Genomic DNA, 22640 nt, shown 5'->3' with positions numbered 1-22640 from the left:
TTCAAAATCGAGTAATTTAAAATCGAGATATAGCGCATATACTCATAATACAAAGACGCCATGCACATGAGCTTCATATTGTACAAAAATCTTTTTTGTCAATTCAATTATTCTATAAAATTGCCAAAACACAAAAAAATCAAAGAAAGACCTCTTTTTTGTCATAATATACAATAAGAAAAATTAAATTCTTACATGATGAAATATAGCTTTATTCTATAACATGATGTGCATAATATATAATATAGCACAAATATAAAAAAATATAAGGTAAAATTTATTTATTTTTTTTGAGAATGTAAAAGTAAACTTAGGAGTTATAAAATAAAAAACGTAAATTATTATTTTTTTTAAATTTATAATTAATTAAGTATTTTTTATGAACTATTAAATTTATTTTAATATTTTGTATTTACTAAGTTTAATAATAATAAAAAAATATATTTGTGAATATAATAAAGAATTATTGTTAATAACACCAATTATTATTCAATAAATTATAGAATATTTATTTATTACTTACAGTTTAATAATAAAATTTTAAATACATATTTATTCACTTCTATAAAATTATAAACTTATACTGTTTCAAAAAAAATCATTTCTTCCTTTCATAACCTAATTGTTTTACCAGTCACTTCCATTATAAAAGTGGCACTCCACCTCTAGAAAACAATAGCTGTGACAAGTGATAAATAGAAGGATATTAATTGTAAAAGTCATCACGGCGCTATTTTTGCAATTGAGTAAAGTTGATATTTTTACACTTGCAACAATAACTGTGATTCTAGCATATAAACACAGCTAATAACATATTTTATATAGGATTGTGTATGACCCACACTTTTATCACTCCTCCCAAAGCGTCTAGAATCACTCATAAGGAAATGTATCATGGTATTTTGCGTGATGATCCCTATCATTGGTTACGTGCATCTAACTGGCAAGATGTTTTTAAAAATCCTAACTGTCTTGATCCCAATATTCGACATCACCTCGAAAAGGAGAATGCTTATCAAGAAGCTCAAATGGCTGATACAAAGTCATTAAGAGATTTACTTTTTAGCGAAATGAAAAGCAGGATCCAAGAGAATGATAGTTCCGTTCCTATAAAAAAAGGACCTTTTGCTTACGGATTTTCTTATGTTACTGGAGGGCAGCAACCACATTATTTTCGGACACCAAGGAATGGTGGAGAAAGACATGTTTATCTTAATGGTGATCTTTTGGCTGAAGGTAAGGAATATTTCAATTTTGGTTCAGTTCAAGAATCTCCTGATCATAGATATGTTGTATGGACCTATGACGATAAAGGATCAGAATTTTACACAGCTAAAATTCGTAATTTAGAAACATTATCTGATTTTACGGACACTATTACTGATACATCTGGACAAATTGTGTGGGATGCTCAATCTGAAGGTTTTTTCTATACAAAAGTGGATGAAAATCATCGCCCTTCGAAGCTTTATTATCATCGCTTAAACACGGATCAATCGCAAGATAAACTTATTTTTCATGAAGATAATCCAGGTTTTTTCTTAAATGTAAGCGGTTCTAAGCTTCATGATGTTATTTATATTAATATTCATGACCATGAAACGTCAGAGATCTGGTTAATTCCTGCAAAAGCACCTCTTAATGCTCCTCAATGTGTACGAAAACGGCAAAAAGGTGTTGAATATTCACTGACAGAAGGTGGAGACGTCTTTTATATTCTTACAAATGTAGACAATGCAAAGGACTTTAAAATGATGGTTGCGCCATATGCAGCGCCGCAATCAGAAAATTGGTCAGAACTTGTGTCTCATCAGCTTGGACGTTTGATTTTATCCCATGATGCATATCAAGATTTTCTTATTTGGCTCGAACGCTTTGAAGGACTTCCTCGTATCAACATTATGGATCGTACGACGCAACAAATCCATTCCATTGCTTTTGATGAAGAGGCTTATTCTTTAGGTCTGCAAGGTGCAGCGGAATATAATAGCCAGTCCATTCGTTTTTCTTACTCATCGATGACGACACCTGATCAAATTTTTGATTATGAGGTGAAAAGTCGCAAACGAATATTGTTAAAGACACAGATCATTCCCTCTGGTCATAATAAAGATGACTATATAACGCGGCGTATTATGGCCACTGCAGAGGATGGTGAAAAAATTCCCATCTCACTTTTTTATCATAAAACGACATCTCTTAATGGTCGTGCACCTTGTCTTCTTTATGGTTATGGTGCTTATGGAATCTCTATACCTGCCAGTTTCAATAGTAATGTACTCTCTCTCGTAAACAGAGGTTTTATTTATGCCATTGCTCATATTCGTGGCGGCAAAGAAAAAGGGGTTGAATGGTATGAGAAAGGAAAGCATTTTTTTAAACATAACACATTTACTGATTTTATTGCTTGTGGGCGCTATCTTGTAAACAATAATTTCACAGCTCATGATCGGCTTATTGCGCACGGTGGTTCGGCAGGTGGAATGTTGATGGGGGCTGTTGCCAATATTGCGCCACAGGATTTTGCTGGGATTATAGCCAATGTACCTTTTGTTGATGTTTTAACAACGATGCTTGACGCTTCTTTACCCCTAACGCCTCCTGAATGGCCTGAATGGGGAAACCCTCTTAAATCACAAGAAGATTATAATCTTATAGCTTCTTATTCTCCCTATGATAACGTCAAAGCGCAAAAATACCCTCCTATGCTTGTGATAGCAGGATTAACCGATCCTCGTGTAACTTACTGGGAGCCCGCAAAATGGGTAGCAAAATTGCGTGCGTTAAAAACAGATGATAATGCAATTTTATTGCGTATTAATATGGACTCAGGACACGCTGGCGCAGCTGGACGTTTTTCAAAGTTAGAAGAAATTGCTTATATCTATGCCTATATTCTAAAGATAGCAGGAAAAGACTTTTGCTAATCTATAATATCTTCGTTTGTAAGTCCCTATAACTTATCGGATTATAGGGACTTTTATGCCATAGAAAACTATTTAGGTAGCTTACAATCCGCAATCTTCATAAAGTTTTAAAACATAATCCCAATTGATCAAATGATCTACGAAAGCTTCAAGATATTTCGGGCGAGCATTGCGATAGTCAATGTAATAGGAATGTTCCCACACATCCACACCTAGAATAGGTTGAGCATCATAGACCAAAGGATTTTCACCATTCGGCATTTTCATAATTTCAAGTTTACCATCTTTAACAGCAACCCACGCCCATCCAGAGCCGAATTGCGCACCAGCAGTAGCAATAAAATCAGCGCGGAATTTGTCATAGCCACCTAGATCAGATTCAATAGCTTTTGCTAGCTTTTCTGGCAGCTTTTGACCTCCACCATCTTTTTTCATCCAATGCCAAAAATGGTTATGGTTGTAATATTGCGCTGCATTATTAAACAAACCAATATTTTTTCCAAAACTCTTTTTAATAATCTCTTCAAGGCTTTCATTTTCCAAGCCTGCGTCTTTTATAAGGTTGTTGGTATTGGTGAGATAAGCGAGGTGATGCTTATCATGATGATATTCAAGCGTTTCGCGTGACATATAGGGCGAAAGAGCATCGTAATCATAAGGCAATGCAGCCAATTCAAAAGCCATTTAAAAATCTCCTCGATTCTAATTGTTAAGCTTACTTTAAAAACCTAATTTGCCATTTGCAGCACTTAAAAGCAAATGTTGAATGCTTATATTAATTAATTTTAATGTCTTCCTTTTTGTCGTAAAAGGAGCTTTTAGAAAATATATGCTAATGAATGAAAAAACAGCACGGGCCCATATAAATATTGCTTTTGAAGATTTTTTTACATCTATGAATAGGCTAAAATATCATAATCTTTTAGATAAAAAGTAAATAGAGAGAACGATCATTCCTTGTTTTGATACCTGAAAATCTTTTTTCAAAGATCACATAAAATGTTTTTAATTTCTGCAAAACTTTCCTAATTTATCGGTGTATCATGGTATTAAAAACAGAATATTACGTTCATATATTTAAGAGATATTCCTCAATGCACTTAATCTCATTTCATTGCGCTATCCATGAATAACAAGCCATTGGACATTAGCACCTTTATGCTTAATGAATGAGTATAGCGGTCATCATACACTTTGCCAGTCTCCAATGAGGTGATAGTTTTTGCTTTAATTGAGTTAAGGTGAGATTGGAATATATCAAGAAAAATAAAGCATATGCTAATTTATTAGAAACATGAGTAAACAGTAAGCTTTTTTGTTTCTAGGAAATTAATACAAGAGCAAAAAATTGATAGATAAAGTTTTATGACTTGTGTTAAAATAAAAAATGTCTATACGTTTCTGTTACAAATTGGTATCGATGCAATATCTCACAAAGTGGAGAGACTTTTTGATAAAAAAGTAAAGTCTTTTATTTTCAGATATTGCGTCCAATCACAGGAATCGCTATAAGGTGCAAAAGCAGTTATAAAGCGTATTTTTTTGGGGTATAGCCAAGCGGTAAGGCACCGGTTTTTGGTACCGGCATTCCCTGGTTCGAATCCAGGTACCCCAGCCATACTTTAGTGAAATCAATGAGGGTGGGGCATTCAGATTTCAGAATTTAAGCGTGGATTGGACTCTTAATTTTCTGCTGTTACTTGTTAGATTTTGTAAACTGAAAAGTGCTCATTTGTAGTGAGTTGGCGCTAAATATGCTAAGGTTTCTTTCAATAGCTATTGCCAAATAGTTTTTTTCAAGACTCTTTTCTATAAGAGGGAGCTTAAATGATTTATGTTTTCTGAGTGTATAAAGGTTGGATAGAGACTTTTAGTGCGCTGAAAAGGGAGCATACGGTCAGTAATTGCTTGAAAAATAAAAGGGTTTACTAAGCTTAGTAAACGCAAAACAACCGAGTTTGATGACATAATAAATATATTTCTTTGTTGTTTTTGTAAACCAAGAGAAGGCTACGGGTTTTTCTTGTGAATGACTCATTTGAATTTATGATTTTCTTTAAAAGAAAGAGCAATGAGTGTTGCATATTTAAACAGTATTATTTCTTAATAAGTAATATACATTTTGTGAGAATATAATATATTGTTTATACAGTATTTTTATTGTTATTTTTACAAACCATATTTGATAATTTTCTAAACATCATGCTACCCGCTTTCATTGTATCACTGTGATACGTTTTTTTAACAAATATTTAAAGGAGGACTAAAATGGGGAGTTCAAGCTCACGCAGTGATCCACGGGGATCATCAAGTTTTTTTCATTATGAAACATGTAGTTCTACTGATTATGCTGTTACAATTGTTGAAGGGGCTGCAGCTGGAGCAGTTACAGGAGCAGCAGGCAATGCGTTGAAAGGTGCTGTCTTAGGACCAGAAGGTATGGGGGCGGCCGCTTGGGCAGGAGCAATAACTGGCGTAGGTTCGGGGGCAGTTGGAGCCGGTATAGGTAAATGGGTACAATGCCACTAAAAAATTGAAGAGCGCTGGTATTTGTTTTTAGAAAATAACCAGTAAATTATTCCTGAAGTTTATTTCATATATTTATATATGAAATAAACTTCAGGAATATAAAATTTTGAGCTGGATTTTATAATGGTAGATTTTTCTAATAGTATTACGGCTTCATTAATATCAACAATTATATTTGTATTTTTATGTATTATTCCTTATATATTCAAATCCCATAATTGGAAAAAAAATGCAAAGGGGGAATTATTTAAAATAGCTATGTTCTTTATGTTATATTCTCTTATTGATTATTTACGTAGATATATTGGTTTATACTAGATTCATATAAATTTATTTTTTACAGAGTTTTTTCTTAAAAACCGCGAATTGTATCAACTTTTCCAATACGCTTAACAACTACTCCATTTGCTGAGTGCATATTGATTTCACTCTGATAGTTATGATGTGGGGCATTATGCTTAGATGTAGTCGCAAATGATCTTAAAGGCGCAGTAGTCGTGGGATGCATGGGTCTAATTAAAAGACAAAAAGCGCTACCGTTGGAGCGTTCCTAGGTGCAGCAGAACAAGGTGGTAATACATTGATCGATAAGATAGATGAATGTTATCATCGATAAAGTGAAAGAATGCTGTTTCTAATTTATTAGAAAATATCTAGAAAGATATTTCAGAGATCAGTGATATTGTAAACACACTTTAAAGTTATGGCTAAACTGATTTCAGGGATATTTTTGTTTATGACAATAGATGTTTTATTTTGGATTTTTTTTATGAATGATCTTATTCGTATTATTGTATAATTATTATCTTCTATAGGTGCTTTATTTATATTTTTCTATACATTATTTTATATTATAAATATAAAGGTTATAGTAAAAATAAATTAGAAAAAGATTTTGTTAAGGATATTTTTGTTCATTATATTATTGTCTATGACATTTTTTATTTGTATACGTTATTTATATGAATAATTATTATTTTATATACTGTTAATCTTAAAAAATATTTACTGATTACATTTAGACAGATACTTTAATATTAGTATAATATTCCTGTTTTTTATTTGCTATTTTAAAATTTTTTTAATTATTTCAAGAATGGTTCGGTTTGAGATTATTGTCTTTTGTATAAAAATTCTCAGTTTATAGCTTTTGAAAAATGATTTTTTATGAATCATATTTATTGAAAAATAAGCAATTTTTATGAAATAAAATGCCTTATCTCTCTTGATTATTATCCATCATCTGGTGAGAGAGGAAGTGAAGCGATTTCTGTATCAAGGGCATCCATAAAATCGATAATAAAAGCAGCATTGGTTCCCAAATCTCTTGGCAAATAACGAGAGGCAGAACGCATATCAACAAAGGTGGTATCACCTTCATTCGTTAAACGTATCACAATGTCCGAAATAAAACCAAGGTAAAAAGTTTTAGCTTTCGTTTCAATATAAATCTCATTCTCTTCGCCTTTGAATTCTCGTTGCGCTACAATAGGCCAATCATACGCAGCTAAAACATTGAGAACAGATTCACGGATCCGTTCAGGTGAGCCATCATAACGGCGCCCTGATATTTCCGGCCATTGTGATCTCTGTAATGTTGCTTGTTCCAGCAACATACTTTTAAGTGGTAAAGCATTGCTGGGACGTATTGTACGAAAAAAAGCCGGTGGTCTTTGTGTATCGGTAGAAATATCGTAAAGAGCGGGTAAGGTAAACCAGAGTCCAAAAAATAACATCAATGGTGTTGCAGTTATGAGTGAATAAACGATCCCTTTTAAAGCTTTCATGCCCCCTAAAGCCGCACTGACCCACAAACTATGAAGTGCTTTAATAGCAAGAAAAAGAGAAATAACCACACAGCCCGTAGAAATGCCGATCAAAATTATAAAATCAGTTACGTTAATGACGGAAAAACGTTGTAAAATAATCGAAAATAATAGAATAAAGAACGCTAATCCACCAAATCGAGGAGACCATACCGCTGCTCTTGAAATTAACCGAACATATTTCTTTTGCATGAAGTTTTTTCCCCTCAACTGTAAACTATAAGCAAAGTTTTTTAGAGTGCATATCCCACAAAAAGCTTCCGCTCATAAGACAAAAGTAAAGCACTTGTTTTTGAGATCAAGGATGCGTGATATTTCATTAATTTCCAGCGATTATTTTAGAGCTTTTATGGAAGGTAATAGGTATTTCTTCGGAAAATTACCATGTCATTGATCGAGTTTTATGGAAATGTTTGTTAATAAATAGAAATAAACTCAAATGATAAGTTCTCCAGTTGTTATGAGCCTATTTATCTAAAATTTTACACTTTCTCTTTTCGTTGCGGGGAGTTTTTTCTGTCAGGTAATGTCTATCGAATAACGAAATATCATTGAGTTGCCAATTCACGGTGTTTGTTTTAAAAAGATATCTCTCAATGCTCACACTCATTTTGCGACAGTGTCTATGAAGGGGTTAACAATCAAGCAATTGAGCATCTCCATCTCTACGTTTATAAACAAGAAAACCAGCCTCATCATTCTATTTTTTAGACTTCAATGTTGCAACAGCTCTTGAGCAGAGACGGTTTATTATAGGCATTTTTATTGTACAGTGTTTATTTACACATCAATTTTGCTCGTACTATGCAAAAGACGCGGGGGTTGATTGATTCAAATGGGACAAGTTTGTTAATGAGAAAATCTTAGGATATTGGGCGCTTTTAATTCAACATCTAAAGAAATAAATTATCATTATAAATAAAAGTGTTGTCTAAATATAAGATGAGTATGTGCAACAGAGATTTCATTCTCTCTTATATAGATAATCAATGGACCTCCATACATGTGGTTTGTATTTCCATCAAAGATTAATGTGAGGGGATTAAAAACATTTTATCTATCTTTATAAAAAACGAGGGATCTAAAATCAGACAAACCTAAATTATAATATATCGATTAATAGAAAAAATTGATCGAGGGAAAAGATAACCATTCTTATAGGTTTTGTTTCATTTTTATTAAAAAGTAGGTCGCTGTACAAGTAAGGATATTTTTATTCATAAAATATGCGACAAGTAGCCGATGAAAGAAAAGTTTCACTTTCTTTCTTTGCCATGGAAGAAGGGGTAAAAATACGTAAAATGACAAAACCTTCATTCAAATTTTTAGCAACCAAAACTGCATTGGCATTTTTTTTAGGTTTTGATTTTTTAAGTTCTATTATTTGTATTGGTTTTCCAATGATAAGATCGAGTGTAGCATCAGGGGCGGTTCGATCATTAAGGCTGTAGAAAATGATTCCGTTGTGTGTGTAGGCAGCCAGTGACCAAAATTGTTGTGTTTTCAAAGCCTTTAAATGAACGGGTCCATTTTCAAGATTAAATCTGCAAACTTTAAGAAGAAAGAGTGGATCAGAAAACTCTTGAATAGGATTATCAGGGGTAAAATCAACAAATTGATAAGGGGCTCCGGATTTTTTAAGAGCTGTCCATATATTATTTTGTGCCCAAGAGGGGATCAGAAAGAGAACACAAATATGAACAATAATAGCACCAATGAATGCAAGAAGTGCGGTATGAATAAATCTAGTCACAATTTATTTGTCCTGATGGGATCTGTTCTATTGAGGGCATGGTGAGATTGTGTAATGCTGTTGCAGTGATGATGGGGGTATCATATAAGGTGAGAATAAGCCCGAATTCTTTTTGACTAACGGTTGCAAGCCAATTTCCAGTTTGCGGTGTAGATGAAATATTGATGTGCAATGAGCCATCATGCTCATAGATAATATTATCAGTGTGAAGTTCAAAGGGTATTTCTTTCGATGAAATGTAGGGTTTAAGGTATTTATCCGCTGTATAAAGGGTAAAAAGACGGGTTTGAGGGAGAGTGCCTTTGAGCAAATAATGACAGTGAGGGTGGAGTGGGCGTCCTTGGTTGTCTTGCCAAATCTGGAATTGAAGACCTTCAGTGTATCCAAGTGAAACAATACCTTGTTTGATCGTGCGGGCGCGGGTGTAAGGATCCATATTGGCGGTCCCTATTTGTGGGTAAGCACTCCAGTTTCCAATTGTAAAGCGTCCAAAATGAGGAAAGGAGTTAAGCACATAATCGACACTCAGTGTTCCCCATAAAATGGAAAAAGCGAAGATAAATACGAAGATAGTGATATTTAAAAACAACAGAGAGTATCTTGAATTCACAATATTTCATCTCCTGTTGTTTTTGTTTTCAAAAAAATTGCAGAGGTCTTTTTCAGATCTTTGTTAATCAAGCGCACGATAGTTAATGTTTCAGGAGAAAGCATAGAGGGTATTGGGGGAAAAAGTTCAGAATCTGCATGAGAGGGAAGTTGTGAGGGCTGATAAGGAAGGAGAGAATCTTTAACACCGTAGAGCTGTTTAAGCATGATATTTTGATGAGCAGTAAGCATAATACGATGCCATATCATGGCAGGAACGCCCCCTCCAAAAGCACGATTCATGGGTGAAAAGTTATCATTTCCCATCCATACTGCGCCAGTATAATTACCCGTAAAGCCAACAAACCAAGCATCGCGATAGGATTGTGATGTTCCAGTTTTTCCAGCAACAAGAGTCATAGGCAGAGCAGCACGCTTACCGGATCCTCGTGTTGTGACACCCACCATCATTTGGTTCATATAAGCAGCTGATTGTCTGCTGAGAACTCGGTGTAGTTTTTTCCCGTTATGCTCGAAGTCCCATACTACATGTCCATTAATTGTTTTTATTTGTGTAAACCCATGACGATTACCAGCTATCCCACCATTCGCAAAGACATTAAAGCCAGTTGCTTGATCCATGGGGGTCATGTTGGAAGTACCAAGAACCATCGTTTTGTGTGATAGAATATGTGCGTTAATTCCCATACTTTTGATGAGATCTATGATGGGTTTTGTATCGCGGTGAAGATATTGATAGGTCAGATAAACAGGGACGGTATTAATGGAAAAAGCTAAAGCGGTTGCCAAATCAATTTTTCCCAAATAACGACCAGAATTATTTTTGGGTGTCCAACCGCCCCAGTTGATAGGGGCATCTAAAACGATTGTTGAAGGTGAAAGACCGTGTTCCAGTGCGGCTGCGTAAACATAAGGCTTGAATGAAGAGCCAGGTTGCCGCCCGCCTTGTGTTGCTCTGTTAAATTGACTCTTTTTATAATCTACTCCTCCAACAATTGCGCATACGGCACCATTATTATCGAGTATGACGGTGGCCGCTTGTGTTACATGATATTGTTGACCATATTGATGTAAGTGATATGCAATAGATTCTTCTGCTATTTTTTGGAGTGCTGGATCAAGCGTTGTTTGAATAATTAAACGATGGCTTGGAAGTTGATCACGCATTTTTTTGACTTCCTCGAATGCCCAATCAAGAAAATAGTCAGGCTGATAATTGTCTAGTTGGGGAAGAGCCTTAGCAGGGTGGCGATGTGCGTTAATAATCTGGCTTTTTGTCATAAAGCCGCTGTTAACAAGATTAGAAAGAACGACATTGGCACGTGTTTGCGCAGCAAAAAGATGCCGATGAGGTGCATATTTTGTTGGCGCTTTAAAGAGTCCTGCTAACATAGCCGATTCACTTAAAGATACGTGACGGATATTTTTTCCAAAGTAAAATTTTGCCGCTGCTGCAATACCAAAATTGTTTCCTCCCATATAGGCACGGTCAAGATAAAGTTGCAAAATTTGTTTTTTGCTAAAATTTGCTTCGAGCCAAAGAGCAAGATAAGCTTCTTTGATTTTACGTGTTATGGTTCGCTCATTTGTTAAAAATAAATTTTTAGCTAATTGTTGTGTAAGGGTTGATCCCCCTTGTACTACACCTTTAGCTTGCATGTTTTGTGAAATTGCCCGTGTAAGCCCTTGAAAATCAATGCCAAAATGATCAAAAAAACGACGATCTTCTGTAGCCAGAACCGCTTTAATAACGGTGTCCGGCATTTCTTCAACGGGGACAGAGATCGCCGGTAGTGCACCACGGTGACCAATGGGATTTCCATAGCGATCTAAAAAAAGAATAGAAAAGTTTTTAGGAGATGACCAATCTGTTTTGGTCAGTTCAAAAATAGAAATGCCCAAAATGGTGAAAAGGGTAAAGCCTATCAACCCTAATGTAAGCATTTCATCGAGAACTTCAACGATAAAGCGTTTCCATCCTTGAAGATGAAAATTTTGTGAGATGATTTTTGCCTTTTTCCAGAAAAAACGGTTAGCAGAACGAAGGCGATAAAGCGCAGTATCTAATCGTGCATCTAATTCGATGAGAGCAGGGCTATGAAATGGCTTATGTTGTTGTCCTTTCTTTTTTTTAAAAAAATTAAACATCTAAAAAGAGCCTGTGGAAAAGTCATACAACCAAATAAATCTATCAAAATTATATGGAGTAGAAGTATTTTTTTTCTATAGCTCTTAACGAAAAGGCGTTTATTTGAGAATTATTCATATCTCATAAAAAAATGTATTAAGATTTTATTATTTTATTCAATAATTTTTCTTTTTATTATTAAAAATATTTTATTTTTAATTTTTAAAAATTTGGAGTAATATGAATGTGTTATTCTGGAGGATGAAGGATTTTCCATTTGTCATTTTTAAATTGATCCCCAAAAAAAACATTATTTTTTTTATCCTTTAGAAGATTAAGAAGATAGATTATTGAGATGTCTATGATGAAAAAAGTTTTCTTGTTTCTGATAATAACAGCTTTTTTAGGAGCTGATTCTGTTTTAGCTGCGGGGTGTGTTGAGGTAGGCAAGAGGGTTGCAGCCCAAGAGGATGGGGTTCTTGTTCGTTCAAAAGCGGTTGCTCAGGATGGAAGGGATATGTGTGCGATTGTGTTTGTTGTCCCGGCTCGTAATGGTGAAAAGTTGCGCCGTGTTGAAGTTGTTGTTCCCGCCGATTAGCATTTGGCAGCTGGTTTCGTGATGCGTATCTTAATCGTTGAAGATGATCGGAATCTTCATCATCAGTTAGCAGAAGCAGTAAAACAAGCAGGATATGTTTCCGATAGTGCTTTTGATGGGGAAGAGGCTTATTTTTTAGGCAGCACAGAGGCTTATGACGCGGTGATACTTGATATAGGTTTGCCGCAGATTGATGGTGTTCGTATTGTTGAAAAATGGCGTCAAGAAGGGCGCACCATGCCGGTTTTAATGTTAACGGCACGGGATCGTTGGTCTGATAAGGTGCTTGGTATTGATGCAGGGGCTGACGATTATGTTGTAAAGCCATTTCATTTGGAGGAAGTAATGGCGCGCTTGCGGGCGCTAATTCGTCGCTCTGCAGGACATGCGACCAGTGCCTTATGTTGTGGAAATGTTTTGTTAGATACCAAGACATCTCGTGTTTTTGTGGATGGTCAACCCATTAAACTAACATCTTATGAGTTTAGACTTCTTTCGTATCTCATGCATCATTGTGACAGAGTCATTTCAAGAACAGAGCTAACGGAGCATCTTTATGATCAGGATTTTGATAAGGATTCAAATACGGTGGAAGTTTTTGTAGGGCGGTTACGGAGAAAGCTTGGCGTGGATTTGATTGAGACCATTCGAGGAATGGGGTATCGCGTAAAAACGCTAGGTGATGAATGAATGTTTTCAAAGAGGATAATTGGTTTCAGAGGCTCTTTTTTGTCATTACACGATCGCTCAGTTTACGGGTTATGATCTTGTCAACATTATGGATTGTTATTTCTCTTTTATCAATTTCTGCAGTGAGTATTTTATTTTATAAGCGTTCAACTGAAGAGAGCTTGGAGCGTATTCTTTCTGCTCAACTCTACAGTTTGATTGCAACAGTGACAGTGTCACCGGAAGGCATTTTGAGTGGAGGGGCTGGAATTGATGACATTCGTTATGCTGATTCAACAACGGGATGGTATTGGGAAGTGGTGGCCATATCCCATAATTTGAAAGGAAGATTGACCTCCCCCTCATTGGGAACAGGAGAGATTTTTACCCCCAACGATGTCGATATACCTTTTGATAATAAATTCTTTCGCTCTTATCGGATAAAGGGAAATAATGGTCAAAAGCTACAAGTGATCGAGAGTGATGTTGTTCTTGATAATAAAAATCATATTGCACGTTTTCGGCTTGTTGGGAATATTGATGAAGCACATGCCCAAGTAAAGGAATTTAAGAAAACTTTGCAAATTTTTCTTTGGAGTTTTGGTCTTGGGAGTGTTCTGATTAATATTGCGATTATTTTCTTTAGTTTTCAACCATTGAAGCTTATTCAACGCGCATTGAATAATATTCGAGAAGGACGAGTTCACTATGTCAATACCGATCTCGTTAGCGAAGTCATGCCGCTTGTCCAAGAGATGAATGCTCTCATTAAGAATAACCAGCGTATTATTGAGCGATTTCGTACACAGGTTGGTAATCTTGCGCATTCATTGAAAACACCTTTGTCTGTGGTTATGAATGAGACAGATAAGATGCGCGGAGGAAAGGCTGATTTGTTGAGAGAGCAAACGCAAATAATGCAAGCTCAAATCAATCATTATCTTCAGCGGGCGCGAATTGCAGCACAATGCGATAGTATTGTCTATCATACATCTGTTCGCAGTGTGATTGATCGTCTAATACGGGTTATGAAAAAGCTTAATCCCGAAAAACAAATTGAATTTATTATGGATGCTGATGATATTGTTTTTTCTGGAGAGAAGGAAGACTTAGAAGAAATTGTAGGGAATTTGCTTGAAAATGCTACTCAGTGGTCTCGCGAACATGTATTGATCTCTTGTTGTTTAGAAGAAAATATTGAAGAAGAAAAATATTTTAGTATCCTTGTTGAAGATGATGGTCCTGGTTTAACAGAAGATAAAATTGATGAAGCGTTAAAAAGAGGGCGGCGGTTTGATGAAAGTAAGCCGGGAACAGGTTTAGGGTTAGCAATTGTTTCAGATATGGTCAATGAATATGGTGGTCATCTCTTTTTATCGCGTTCTGTCTTGGGGGGATTGTGTACAAAAGTCTTATTACCCAAAATGGGAGAATAACGTATTTCTCCTTAATCCGTAGATGTCTATAAATTTTTTGTAAAGAAATGTTTAGACCATACAAATAAAGGAGGGAGGTCTTTCAGAAGATCGGTATTCATAATCAAAATAGAAAATAAAGCCTTATTTTTATTTTATTGATAAAAGTGATCTATATGAGAGAAATGAACAATAGATTTTTCGATGTTTTTTATAAAAAGATAAATTTTAATTATTTTACATCATTCTTCTCATGAAAAGGATAACAGGGTCAGCGGGTTATCTTCTGGTCGTATTGGAAAAAAATGATATGCTTTTACTCATTTTTGCAGCATTTTTTCTTATTTTTCTGGCAGCTATTCTTTTTTTTTCACTCCGTTTTGATGATGGAATAAAGAAAAAGTGGCAAATTCAAATCATAGACGGTTATAAAAGTCATCTGCCTATGGTTGAGGCTCATAAGCTTTATAGGCATTATAAAAAAAGAAATATTCTTAAAACTTTAAGTATTTTTTTTGTTCTTCTTATGACTTGGAGCATCTATGGGCTGACAGGCAATCCAGAAGTGAAAAGTTATTTTTTTAGCGAATTAATGGATAAAAATCCTAAAACTCTTAGTAAGCAAGAAAGGCTTGTTCGTCTACAAGTGCTTTTTTTCCGTTCCCCTCATGATGGCAAGTTAGCCGATGCGTTAGCGGTAGGGTATCTCGAAGAAAGTCATTTTCAAGAAGCTGTGAATACTTATTTAGATGCACTTCGTTTGAATGGAGAAACAGCGCCAAGGCTTGTAGGATATGGTTTAGCATTGGTTGGTTATGAAGGGGGAGTAATCACGCGAGAGGCACAAAGTGCTTTTCAAAAAGCAGCAGATTTAGCGCCAACAGATTTTTATCCGCGCCTATTGTTAGCTGATGCATTTCATCAAGCTGGAAAAACAGCAAAAGCAGTGCAGTTTTTACAAAGCTTTCTTGATACAATGCCTGAAAATTTTGCAGGACGTTCACGGGTTGAAAAAATGATGATTCAATTACGAGCTTCAGAAAGTAAACAGACAAAGGGGGCGCTGCCAATCGAGATAGAGAAAAGCAAGTTAGAATGACAAGCGCAATGATTATCTTAGAAATGGAAAACATAGGTAGAGGGAGTTGAAAAACAAAAAGGAAGAATGTCAAGAGCGTGGCACAAGTCATTATAGATTAAATAAAAATTGGTGTAAAAACTAAAAAAGGAATAAAGGTATCAATAAGCGTGTTGGGCAGAGGTGAGGTACTGGATAAAAAGTTGCACCTACGGAGAAGATATGCAAAGCTCTTAAAAAAGTAAAATATGGATGCTTATATAACTTATTTCAAATTTTTTTCGCAGAGTGTCTATGAACAATCAACCTTTAAAAAATTCTGCTTCATTGAAGCTTGTTTTAAAGCAGCGAAAAAAAAAGCGCTTACTGATCATCGTATTGTGTTGTTTGGTTATGGCAATTGCGGCAAATCTTATTCTGTATGCAATGCGTCATGCGGTCAGTTTTTTTAGAATGCCCTCTGAAGTTACGAGAGAAGATATTTTAACGGGGCGCCCTTTGCGTTTGGGGGGCTTTGTTGAAAAAGGGACCGTTCAATATGTGGGGGAGAGTGGCATTATGTTCTTTGTAACGGATAACAAAAAACATGAAAAAGTAATTTTCAAGGGGACCTTACCGGATCTTTTTCGTGAAGGTCAGGGGGTGATTGTAGAAGGGCATTTCGATAAACAGGGTTTTTTTATAGGAACGCGTATTTTAGCAAAACATGATGCAACTTATAGGCCTAAAGAAACCGCTGATCGCTTGAAAAAACATTACAGTGTGGAGAAATAATTCGATTGTGCTTGTCGAACTGGGTCATATTTTTTTAGCTGCAGCATTTGCCGTAAGCTTATTAGGAGCTTTCTTACCTGCTTTCGGTTTTTGGAGGCAAGAGCGTTTGTTAATGCAAACAGTGATCCCTCTAACCTATATCACTTTCACATTATTGCTCTTATCTTTTTTCGTGATGATTTACGCGCATGTTGTATCTGATTTTTCTGTCTTGAATGTTGTTGAGAATTCTCATTCAGAAAAACCGATGCTCTATAAAATCACGGGCCTTTGGGGCAATCATGAAGGCTCCATGTTATTATGGGTTTTAAATCTTTCTTTTTTTAGTGCGCTGATGGCTTTCTTTAGTCAACATTTGCCAGTAGATTTTAAGGCGCTTGTTTTAATTTGCCAAAGTTGGATTACAAGCGCTTTTCTCTTATTTATTCTTTTTATATCCAATCCATTTTTACGTGTGAATCCGCCAGCGTTGCAGGGCAATGATCTCAATCCTCTTTTACAAGATATTGCATTGGCAATTCATCCCCCACTCCTTTATTTAGGTTATGTTGGCTTTTCACTTTGTTTTTCTTTTGCTGTTGCGGCATTAATTAGGGGGCATATTGATAAAATTTGGGCACGTTGGATTCGTCCTTGGCTTTTACTTTCTTGGTGTTTTTTAACATTGGGGATTATGGTTGGCTCCTATTGGGCTTATTATGAATTAGGATGGGGAGGCTATTGGTTCTGGGATCCCGTTGAAAATGTTTCATTTATGCCTTGGCTTTCAGGAACAGCTCTTTTACATTCTACTCTTGTTCTCGAAAAACGAGAAATATTGAAAAGTTGGACTTTATTTTTAGCATTGCTTACTTTTTCCCTTTCCTTGATGGGAACTTTTCTTGTGCGTTCGGGACTGTTAGTTTCTGTTCACAGTTTTGCTGTTGATCCAACACGGGGACAAGCCATTCTTGCACTTTTATTTTTCTTTACGGGAGCGGCTTTTCTTCTTTTTGCTTTGCGTATTCCTCTTTTAAAAACAGAAAGATTTTTTCAACCAATTTCGCGTGAAGGGTTTATTGTTTTAAATAACTTATTACTGATAACAATAACCGCAACAGTATTGATTGGTACGCTCTATCCTTATTTTATTGAGATGTTAACAGGACAAAAAATTTCTGTAGGGGCTGCTTTTTTTAACCTGACCTGTGGACCGCTCATGCTTTTATTGTTGTTGCTTGTTCCATTTGGGTCAATGATGGCATGGAAACGCGGTGATGTTCTCGCAGTTTTTGAACGTTTGTGGTTTGTTTTTTTCTTGGTTGCTATCGTCTGTTTTATATTATTTTATGCGGCATCTGTGCGCGACATTCTTGCAGTTTTAGGTATTGGGCTCTCATCATTCGTTTTTTTAGGTAGTTTAGCGGATCTGTGGGGAAGGAGTGGATATGGCAAGAGAGCTTTTTTTGTGCGCGTTAAGAGATTTCTTGGATTACCATGGTCTATTTTTGGTGCAACCATGGCACATATGGGATTAGGTGTTACATTATTTGGTATCATTTGTGTGGCAAGTTTCGGGCAAGAACGTATTTTAATCATGACCATAGGAGAGCGGGTAAAGATAGCCGATAAAACGCTTCATTTTGATGCCGTGCAGGACAGTTTCGGTTCGAATTATTCGGCAATGGCGTTTTATTTTAAAATATATGAAAATCAAAAAATCGTGGGTCATGTAACAGCCTCTAAGCGATTTTATTCAAGCCAAAATACATCAACAACGGAAGTTGGTCTTCAAAATCATGGTTTATCGCAGCTCTATATTGTGCCCGGACATCTCGATAATCGGGGGCTTGTTGTGCATATATGGTGGAAACCTTATATAATATGCGTTTGGTTAGGGGCATTCATGATGGCTGTGGGAGGATGTCTTTCTCTTCTAGGGTATTGGTTTCGCACTGGAGCCTATAAGAGGGTATTGCTTGCTTTAAATTTAGGGAGGAGACATTGAGATGAAAAAAAATCTTTGGGTTTTATTTTTTTTAATCACAACATTTTCTTTTCGATTAGCGATAGCCGTGGAACCAGATGAGATTTTAAAGGATACAGTCCTTGAAATGCGCGCGCGCGATATTTCATCGCGTTTACGTTGTCCTGTTTGTCAAAATCAATCAATTGATGATTCAGATGCTTCTCTAGCACGTGATTTACGGCTTTTAATTCGGGAAAAACTAAAAATGGGCTATAGCAATCAGCAAGTGATTGACTTTCTTGTTGAGCGATATGGTGAATTTATTCTCTTAAAACCACCCTTGAATAAAACAACTTGGTTGTTATGGTTTTCGCCTTTAATTATTATCATCATTGGTGCAAGTGTCATATTTTTCCAGTTAAAACAGTATAAGCGTGAGAAAATGATGATTGTAAAGGCAACGGAGAAAAAACAGTTAAAAACGCCGTTGCATTAAAAGAGATATTCCATAAAGGGAGAAGTTTAGCGCACCTGAAATGAACATTCAATCTTATTGTAATTATATTGGAGAATACTGAAATCTTACAAAACTTTAATAATTTAGACAGAAAACGGTAAGGTCTGGTATTTTATAAATAATCAGATTGGGATAGGAATATGATTGAATAGGAGCATAGAGTAAATGTTAAAAAAAACTTTCTTTAAAACATTTGTCGCAGTAAGTTTTTCCGCAGCATTGGAGAGTGCGCTGTTTTTTAGTGGATGTACATCAAGCTTATGGACGACAAAGGCTCATGCAAGTTCTGTATTTACTTCGTTGGTGCAACAACAGGGATTTGCAGATATCGTTGCGCAAGTAAAGCCAGCGGTTGTTGCAGTGCAAGTAAAGAGCAATAAAAAGAAAGAAGATTGGTTCTTTAGCAACTTTTTTAGTGGTCCAGGGATTGATCAATTACCAGATCAACATCCTTTAAAAAGGCTTTTTAGAGAGTTTTATGATTTTGATAAGCCTAAAAATAAATTTCCCCATCATTCACAAAGACTCCGTCCTGTCGCTTTGGGATCGGGATTTTTTATTTCATCTGATGGTTACATTGTGACCAATGATCATGTGATTTTTGATGGGACAAGTTATACTATTGTTCTAGATGATGGTACAGAATTGAATGCAAAGCTCATTGGAAAAGATCCTAAAACCGATCTTGCAGTCCTAAAAGTAAATGATAAAAGAAAATTTTCCTATGTTGATTTTGGTGATGATTCAAAGCTTCGTGTTGGAGATTGGGTTGTTGCTATTGGTAATCCATTTGGTCTTGGTGGAACTGTAACAGCAGGGATTGTTTCGGCACGTGGACGCGATATTGGCACGGGTGTTTATGATGATTTTATTCAGATTGATGCGGCTGTTAATAGAGGAAACTCTGGTGGTCCAACATTCGATCTTAATGGAAAGGTTGTAGGGGTTAATACAGCAATTTTTTCTCCTTCTGGAGGAAATGTGGGGATCGCTTTTGCTATTCCGGCAGCGACTGTAAAACAGGTTGTACAACAACTTATCGAAAAAGGTTCCGTTCAACGTGGTTGGCTAGGTGTTCAGATTCAGCCCGTAACAAAAGAGATTTCCGATTCAATAGGTTTGAAAGAAGCCAAAGGTGCTTTGGTGACTGATCCGTTAAAAGGACCCGCAGAAAAGGCTGGTATTAAGGTTGGTGATGTCATTATTTCGGTAAATAATGAAAAAATTGCTGATGCGCGTGAGCTTGCGAGACGTATTGCAAATACGAAGCCAGGAGAAACAGTCACTATAGGGATTTGGAGATCAGGTAAGGAGGAGAGTGTAAAGGTCAAACTTACTTCGATGTCTGAAGATGAAAGTAAGAAAGAGGGGGCAAAGTCTTCAAATGGACACGGTGACTTAGATGAAACATTGGAAGATTATGGTTTGATTGTTATTCCTTCTGATGATGGGGTAGGGGTGGTCGTAACGGATGTTGATACCGATTCAGATGCTGCTGATAAAGGGATACGTCCTGGCGATATCATTGTGACAGTGAATAATAAACCGGTTAAAAAAACCTCTGATATTACTGATGTCATTAAGAATGCCCAAAAATTAGGGCGAAAAGCTATACTCCTACAAGTGCGAACAAATGATCAAAATCGTTTTGTTGCTCTTCCAATTTTTAAAAAATAGTATTTTATTATGAGTGGGACAGAGATTTTGTAGATTTCTGTCCTACAATACAATTTTATAAAAATAATGGAGATGCGTTTTATGAAAATACTCGTTATCGAAGATGATCGTGAGACAGGACGTTATCTCGAAAAAGCTTTTTTGGAGGTCGGACATTCCGTTGATGTTGCTTATGATGGTGATACTGGATACGCTTTAGCAGAAACAGAAAATTATGATGTTATGGTTGTTGACCGAATGCTTTTACATCGCGATGGTCTTTCTATTATTTCTGAATTGCGTGCTAAAGGTCATGAAACGCCGGTTCTTGTTCTGTCGGCTTTAGGGCAAGTTAATGATCGTGTAACGGGGTTGCGTGCAGGGGCGGATGATTATTTGACAAAGCCGTATGCTTTTTCCGAACTTCTTGCGCGTGTTGAAGTCTTACAACGGCGGAAGAATCCTAAAGAGGCAGAAACTGTGTATTGTGTAAGCAATCTTGAGCTTGATCGATTAGCTCATACAGTAAAACGGGGGCATAAAAACATCATATTGCAACCACGAGAGTTTCGTTTACTGGAGTATTTAATGCGTTATGCGGGGCAGGTTGTTACACGTACGATGCTGTTGGAAAATGTTTGGGATTATCATTTTGATCCACAAACGAATGTCATTGATGTCCATATTTCTCGTTTAAGAGCCAAAATTGAAAAAGATTTTGATGTTCCCCTTCTCCATACTGTGCGTGGTGCTGGATATATGCTGAAAGCACCAGATAACAAAGCATGAATCGTTTGATTAATATAATGCGCACGACAGCGCTAAGGCTTTCAGCACTTTATATTTTATTGTTTGGATTGGTGGCAACAGGCCTTTCTATTTATATGACGGCATTTTCTGCTTCGTTGTTAACAGAGCAAACTGAACAGGCTTTACATGAAGAATTAAAGTATATTGAAAATGCTTATAATTATGGGGGACTGTCCCTATTAATGCGCACGATAGATTATCGTTCAAGACAACCAGGGGCATTTCTTTATCTTGTCACAGACCCTATGGGACGCATTCTAGCAGGAAATGTCGCACGGATTGAATTAGGTCTTTTAAATCAGAGTGGTTTTATTTCTACCTCTTTTTTGTATTCCCGTTTTGGAGAACACGGAAAAACAAGTGAACATCGCGCTTTGGCAGTTATTGTTGATTTGCCTAATGCTATGAAGATTCTTATAGGACGGGATTTAGATGAACCAGAACGTTTTGCAGCAGTTATTCGTAAGGCTGTGATCATTGCACTTGCGGCAATGGTGGGAGGCGCTTTACTTATATGGTTTTTTGTTGGCAGGAGAGCTTTACAAAGGATTGATCAGGTCACAGCAGCATCACGGCGCTTGATGGATGGTGATTTCAGTGGGCGTTTACCGGTTTCTGGGGTAGGAGATGAGTTTGATCGATTATCAACAAATCTGAATGTTATGTTAGACCGCATTGAAGAGTTAAATATTGGTTTGCGTCAAGTATCAGATAATATTGCTCATGATCTGAAAACACCGTTAACGCGTCTTAGAAATCGTGCTGAAGAGGCGCTTTCGGGAGACAAGACAAAGCTTGAATATCGTCAGGTCCTTGAGAGTGTTATTGCTGAATCAGACCAACTTATTCGTACGTTTAATGCGATTTTAATGATTTCACGCATCGAAGCGAGCAGTGCAATTGAGCATCTTGAGATGATGAATATGAAACTTATCCTTGAAGATGCTGTTGAGCTTTACGAACCTTTTGCTGAAGAGTCAGGTGTTTTACTTCAGTTAGGAAATATCTTTGATAAAGAACTTAAATTAAATCGTGAGCTTATTGCACAAACAATTTTTAATCTTATCGACAATGCGATTAAATATGCCTCTAAAGATGAAGGAAAGGCGAAGGTTTTATTATCAATGGAATATCGTGATGAACATTTATTAGTTGTTGTAAGCGATAATGGTCCAGGAATAGCAGAGGACAAACGTGAAAAAGTCACAGAGCGCTTTGTTCGTCTTGAAGAAAGCCGTACACAACCTGGTTTTGGGATTGGTTTAAGTATAGCAAAAGCAGTGATGAAGCTGCACGGGGGTGAACTATTACTTGAAAATGCCAATCCAGGGCTTCGGGCTGTTTTGTTATTTCCTTAAAGATATTTTTTCACTTTTTTCTTTTTATCCGTAACGACTATTTTA

At 36.2% G+C, this 22640-nt stretch carries 17 protein-coding genes and 1 tRNA gene; 13 read left to right on the top strand and 5 right to left on the bottom strand.

Features of this window, described 5'->3' with window-relative positions; genetic code table 11:
• Positions 1 to 833 precede the first annotated feature (833 nt).
• A complete protein-coding gene (locus tag AC6ER8_RS06495; protein ID WP_497077901.1) occupies positions 834 to 2927 on the top strand; it encodes a S9 family peptidase in 2094 nt (697 codons plus the stop codon).
• Positions 2928 to 3008: 81 nt separating this feature from the next.
• On the opposite strand, the gene AC6ER8_RS06490 is transcribed toward AC6ER8_RS06495, so the two are convergent.
• Entirely contained in the window at positions 3009 to 3611 is a 603-nt protein-coding gene (locus AC6ER8_RS06490) for a superoxide dismutase (protein WP_497077900.1), read from the bottom strand.
• An 859-nt stretch (positions 3612 to 4470) separates the two neighbouring features.
• Between AC6ER8_RS06490 and AC6ER8_RS06485 the strand changes: the two genes are divergently transcribed.
• A tRNA-Gln gene (locus tag AC6ER8_RS06485) sits at positions 4471 to 4545 on the top strand.
• Positions 4546 to 5195: 650 nt separating this feature from the next.
• Positions 5196 to 5456 (top strand): hypothetical protein, encoded by a 261-nt coding sequence (locus AC6ER8_RS06480; RefSeq protein WP_497077899.1) that lies wholly within the window; start codon positions 5196 to 5198, stop codon positions 5454 to 5456.
• Between the two features lie 1232 nt (positions 5457 to 6688).
• Here AC6ER8_RS06480 and AC6ER8_RS06475 read toward each other — a convergent pair.
• The 4 genes from AC6ER8_RS06475 to AC6ER8_RS06460 all read right to left on the bottom strand — a co-directional run bounded on the left by AC6ER8_RS06475 (position 6689) and on the right by AC6ER8_RS06460 (position 11792).
• Positions 6689 to 7474 (bottom strand): DUF1499 domain-containing protein, encoded by a 786-nt coding sequence (locus AC6ER8_RS06475; RefSeq protein ID WP_497077898.1) that lies wholly within the window; start codon positions 7472 to 7474, stop codon positions 6689 to 6691.
• Between the two features lie 1021 nt (positions 7475 to 8495).
• On the bottom strand, positions 8496 to 9035 hold the full coding sequence (locus AC6ER8_RS06470) for a DUF1254 domain-containing protein (protein WP_497077897.1): 540 nt from the start codon (positions 9033 to 9035) through the stop codon (positions 8496 to 8498).
• Positions 9028 to 9624: a DUF1214 domain-containing protein gene (locus AC6ER8_RS06465; RefSeq protein WP_497079656.1), complete on the bottom strand. Its 597-nt coding sequence runs from the start codon at positions 9622 to 9624 to the stop codon at positions 9028 to 9030. Before AC6ER8_RS06465 ends, AC6ER8_RS06470 begins: the two co-directional genes overlap by 8 nt.
• Before the next feature lie 17 nt (positions 9625 to 9641).
• Positions 9642 to 11792, bottom strand: coding sequence for a transglycosylase domain-containing protein (locus AC6ER8_RS06460; RefSeq protein ID WP_497077896.1), 2151 nt, complete (start codon positions 11790 to 11792; stop codon positions 9642 to 9644).
• A gap of 341 nt (positions 11793 to 12133) precedes the next feature.
• Here AC6ER8_RS06460 and AC6ER8_RS06455 point away from each other — a divergent pair, with 341 nt between their 5' ends.
• From AC6ER8_RS06455 to AC6ER8_RS06410, 10 genes are all read left to right on the top strand, one after another.
• Complete coding sequence (locus AC6ER8_RS06455) at positions 12134 to 12370, top strand: hypothetical protein (protein WP_497077895.1); 237 nt, start codon at positions 12134 to 12136, stop codon at positions 12368 to 12370.
• Between the two features lie 21 nt (positions 12371 to 12391).
• On the top strand, positions 12392 to 13060 hold the full coding sequence (locus AC6ER8_RS06450; RefSeq protein ID WP_497079654.1) for a response regulator transcription factor: 669 nt from the start codon (positions 12392 to 12394) through the stop codon (positions 13058 to 13060).
• The gene (locus AC6ER8_RS06445; protein ID WP_497077894.1) at positions 13057 to 14475 is read left to right on the top strand and encodes an ATP-binding protein; all 1419 of its coding nucleotides are present in this window, start codon (positions 13057 to 13059) and stop codon (positions 14473 to 14475) included. Before AC6ER8_RS06450 ends, AC6ER8_RS06445 begins: the two co-directional genes overlap by 4 nt.
• A 289-nt stretch (positions 14476 to 14764) precedes the next feature.
• Positions 14765 to 15553, top strand: coding sequence for a tetratricopeptide repeat protein (locus tag AC6ER8_RS06440; RefSeq protein ID WP_497077893.1), 789 nt, complete (start codon positions 14765 to 14767; stop codon positions 15551 to 15553).
• A 273-nt stretch (positions 15554 to 15826) separates the two neighbouring features.
• Positions 15827 to 16306 (top strand): cytochrome c maturation protein CcmE, encoded by a 480-nt coding sequence (ccmE, locus tag AC6ER8_RS06435; RefSeq protein ID WP_497077892.1) that lies wholly within the window; start codon positions 15827 to 15829, stop codon positions 16304 to 16306.
• A 7-nt stretch (positions 16307 to 16313) separates the two neighbouring features.
• Positions 16314 to 18293 (top strand): heme lyase CcmF/NrfE family subunit, encoded by a 1980-nt coding sequence (locus tag AC6ER8_RS06430; RefSeq protein WP_497077891.1) that lies wholly within the window; start codon positions 16314 to 16316, stop codon positions 18291 to 18293.
• A 1-nt stretch (position 18294) separates the two neighbouring features.
• Complete coding sequence (locus tag AC6ER8_RS06425; protein ID WP_497077890.1) at positions 18295 to 18750, top strand: cytochrome c-type biogenesis protein; 456 nt, start codon at positions 18295 to 18297, stop codon at positions 18748 to 18750.
• Between the two features lie 186 nt (positions 18751 to 18936).
• On the top strand, positions 18937 to 20448 hold the full coding sequence (locus tag AC6ER8_RS06420; RefSeq protein WP_497077889.1) for a Do family serine endopeptidase: 1512 nt from the start codon (positions 18937 to 18939) through the stop codon (positions 20446 to 20448).
• A gap of 81 nt (positions 20449 to 20529) precedes the next feature.
• Complete coding sequence (locus AC6ER8_RS06415; protein WP_497077888.1) at positions 20530 to 21216, top strand: winged helix-turn-helix domain-containing protein; 687 nt, start codon at positions 20530 to 20532, stop codon at positions 21214 to 21216.
• Positions 21213 to 22595 (top strand): sensor histidine kinase, encoded by a 1383-nt coding sequence (locus tag AC6ER8_RS06410; protein WP_497077887.1) that lies wholly within the window; start codon positions 21213 to 21215, stop codon positions 22593 to 22595. Before AC6ER8_RS06415 ends, AC6ER8_RS06410 begins: the two co-directional genes overlap by 4 nt.
• The last annotated feature ends 45 nt before the right edge of the window (positions 22596 to 22640 follow it).

This window comes from Bartonella sp. SL320, assembly GCF_059687635.1.
Note: the sequence above shows the minus strand (reverse complement) of the source record. Positions and strands in the feature narration are given on the sequence as shown.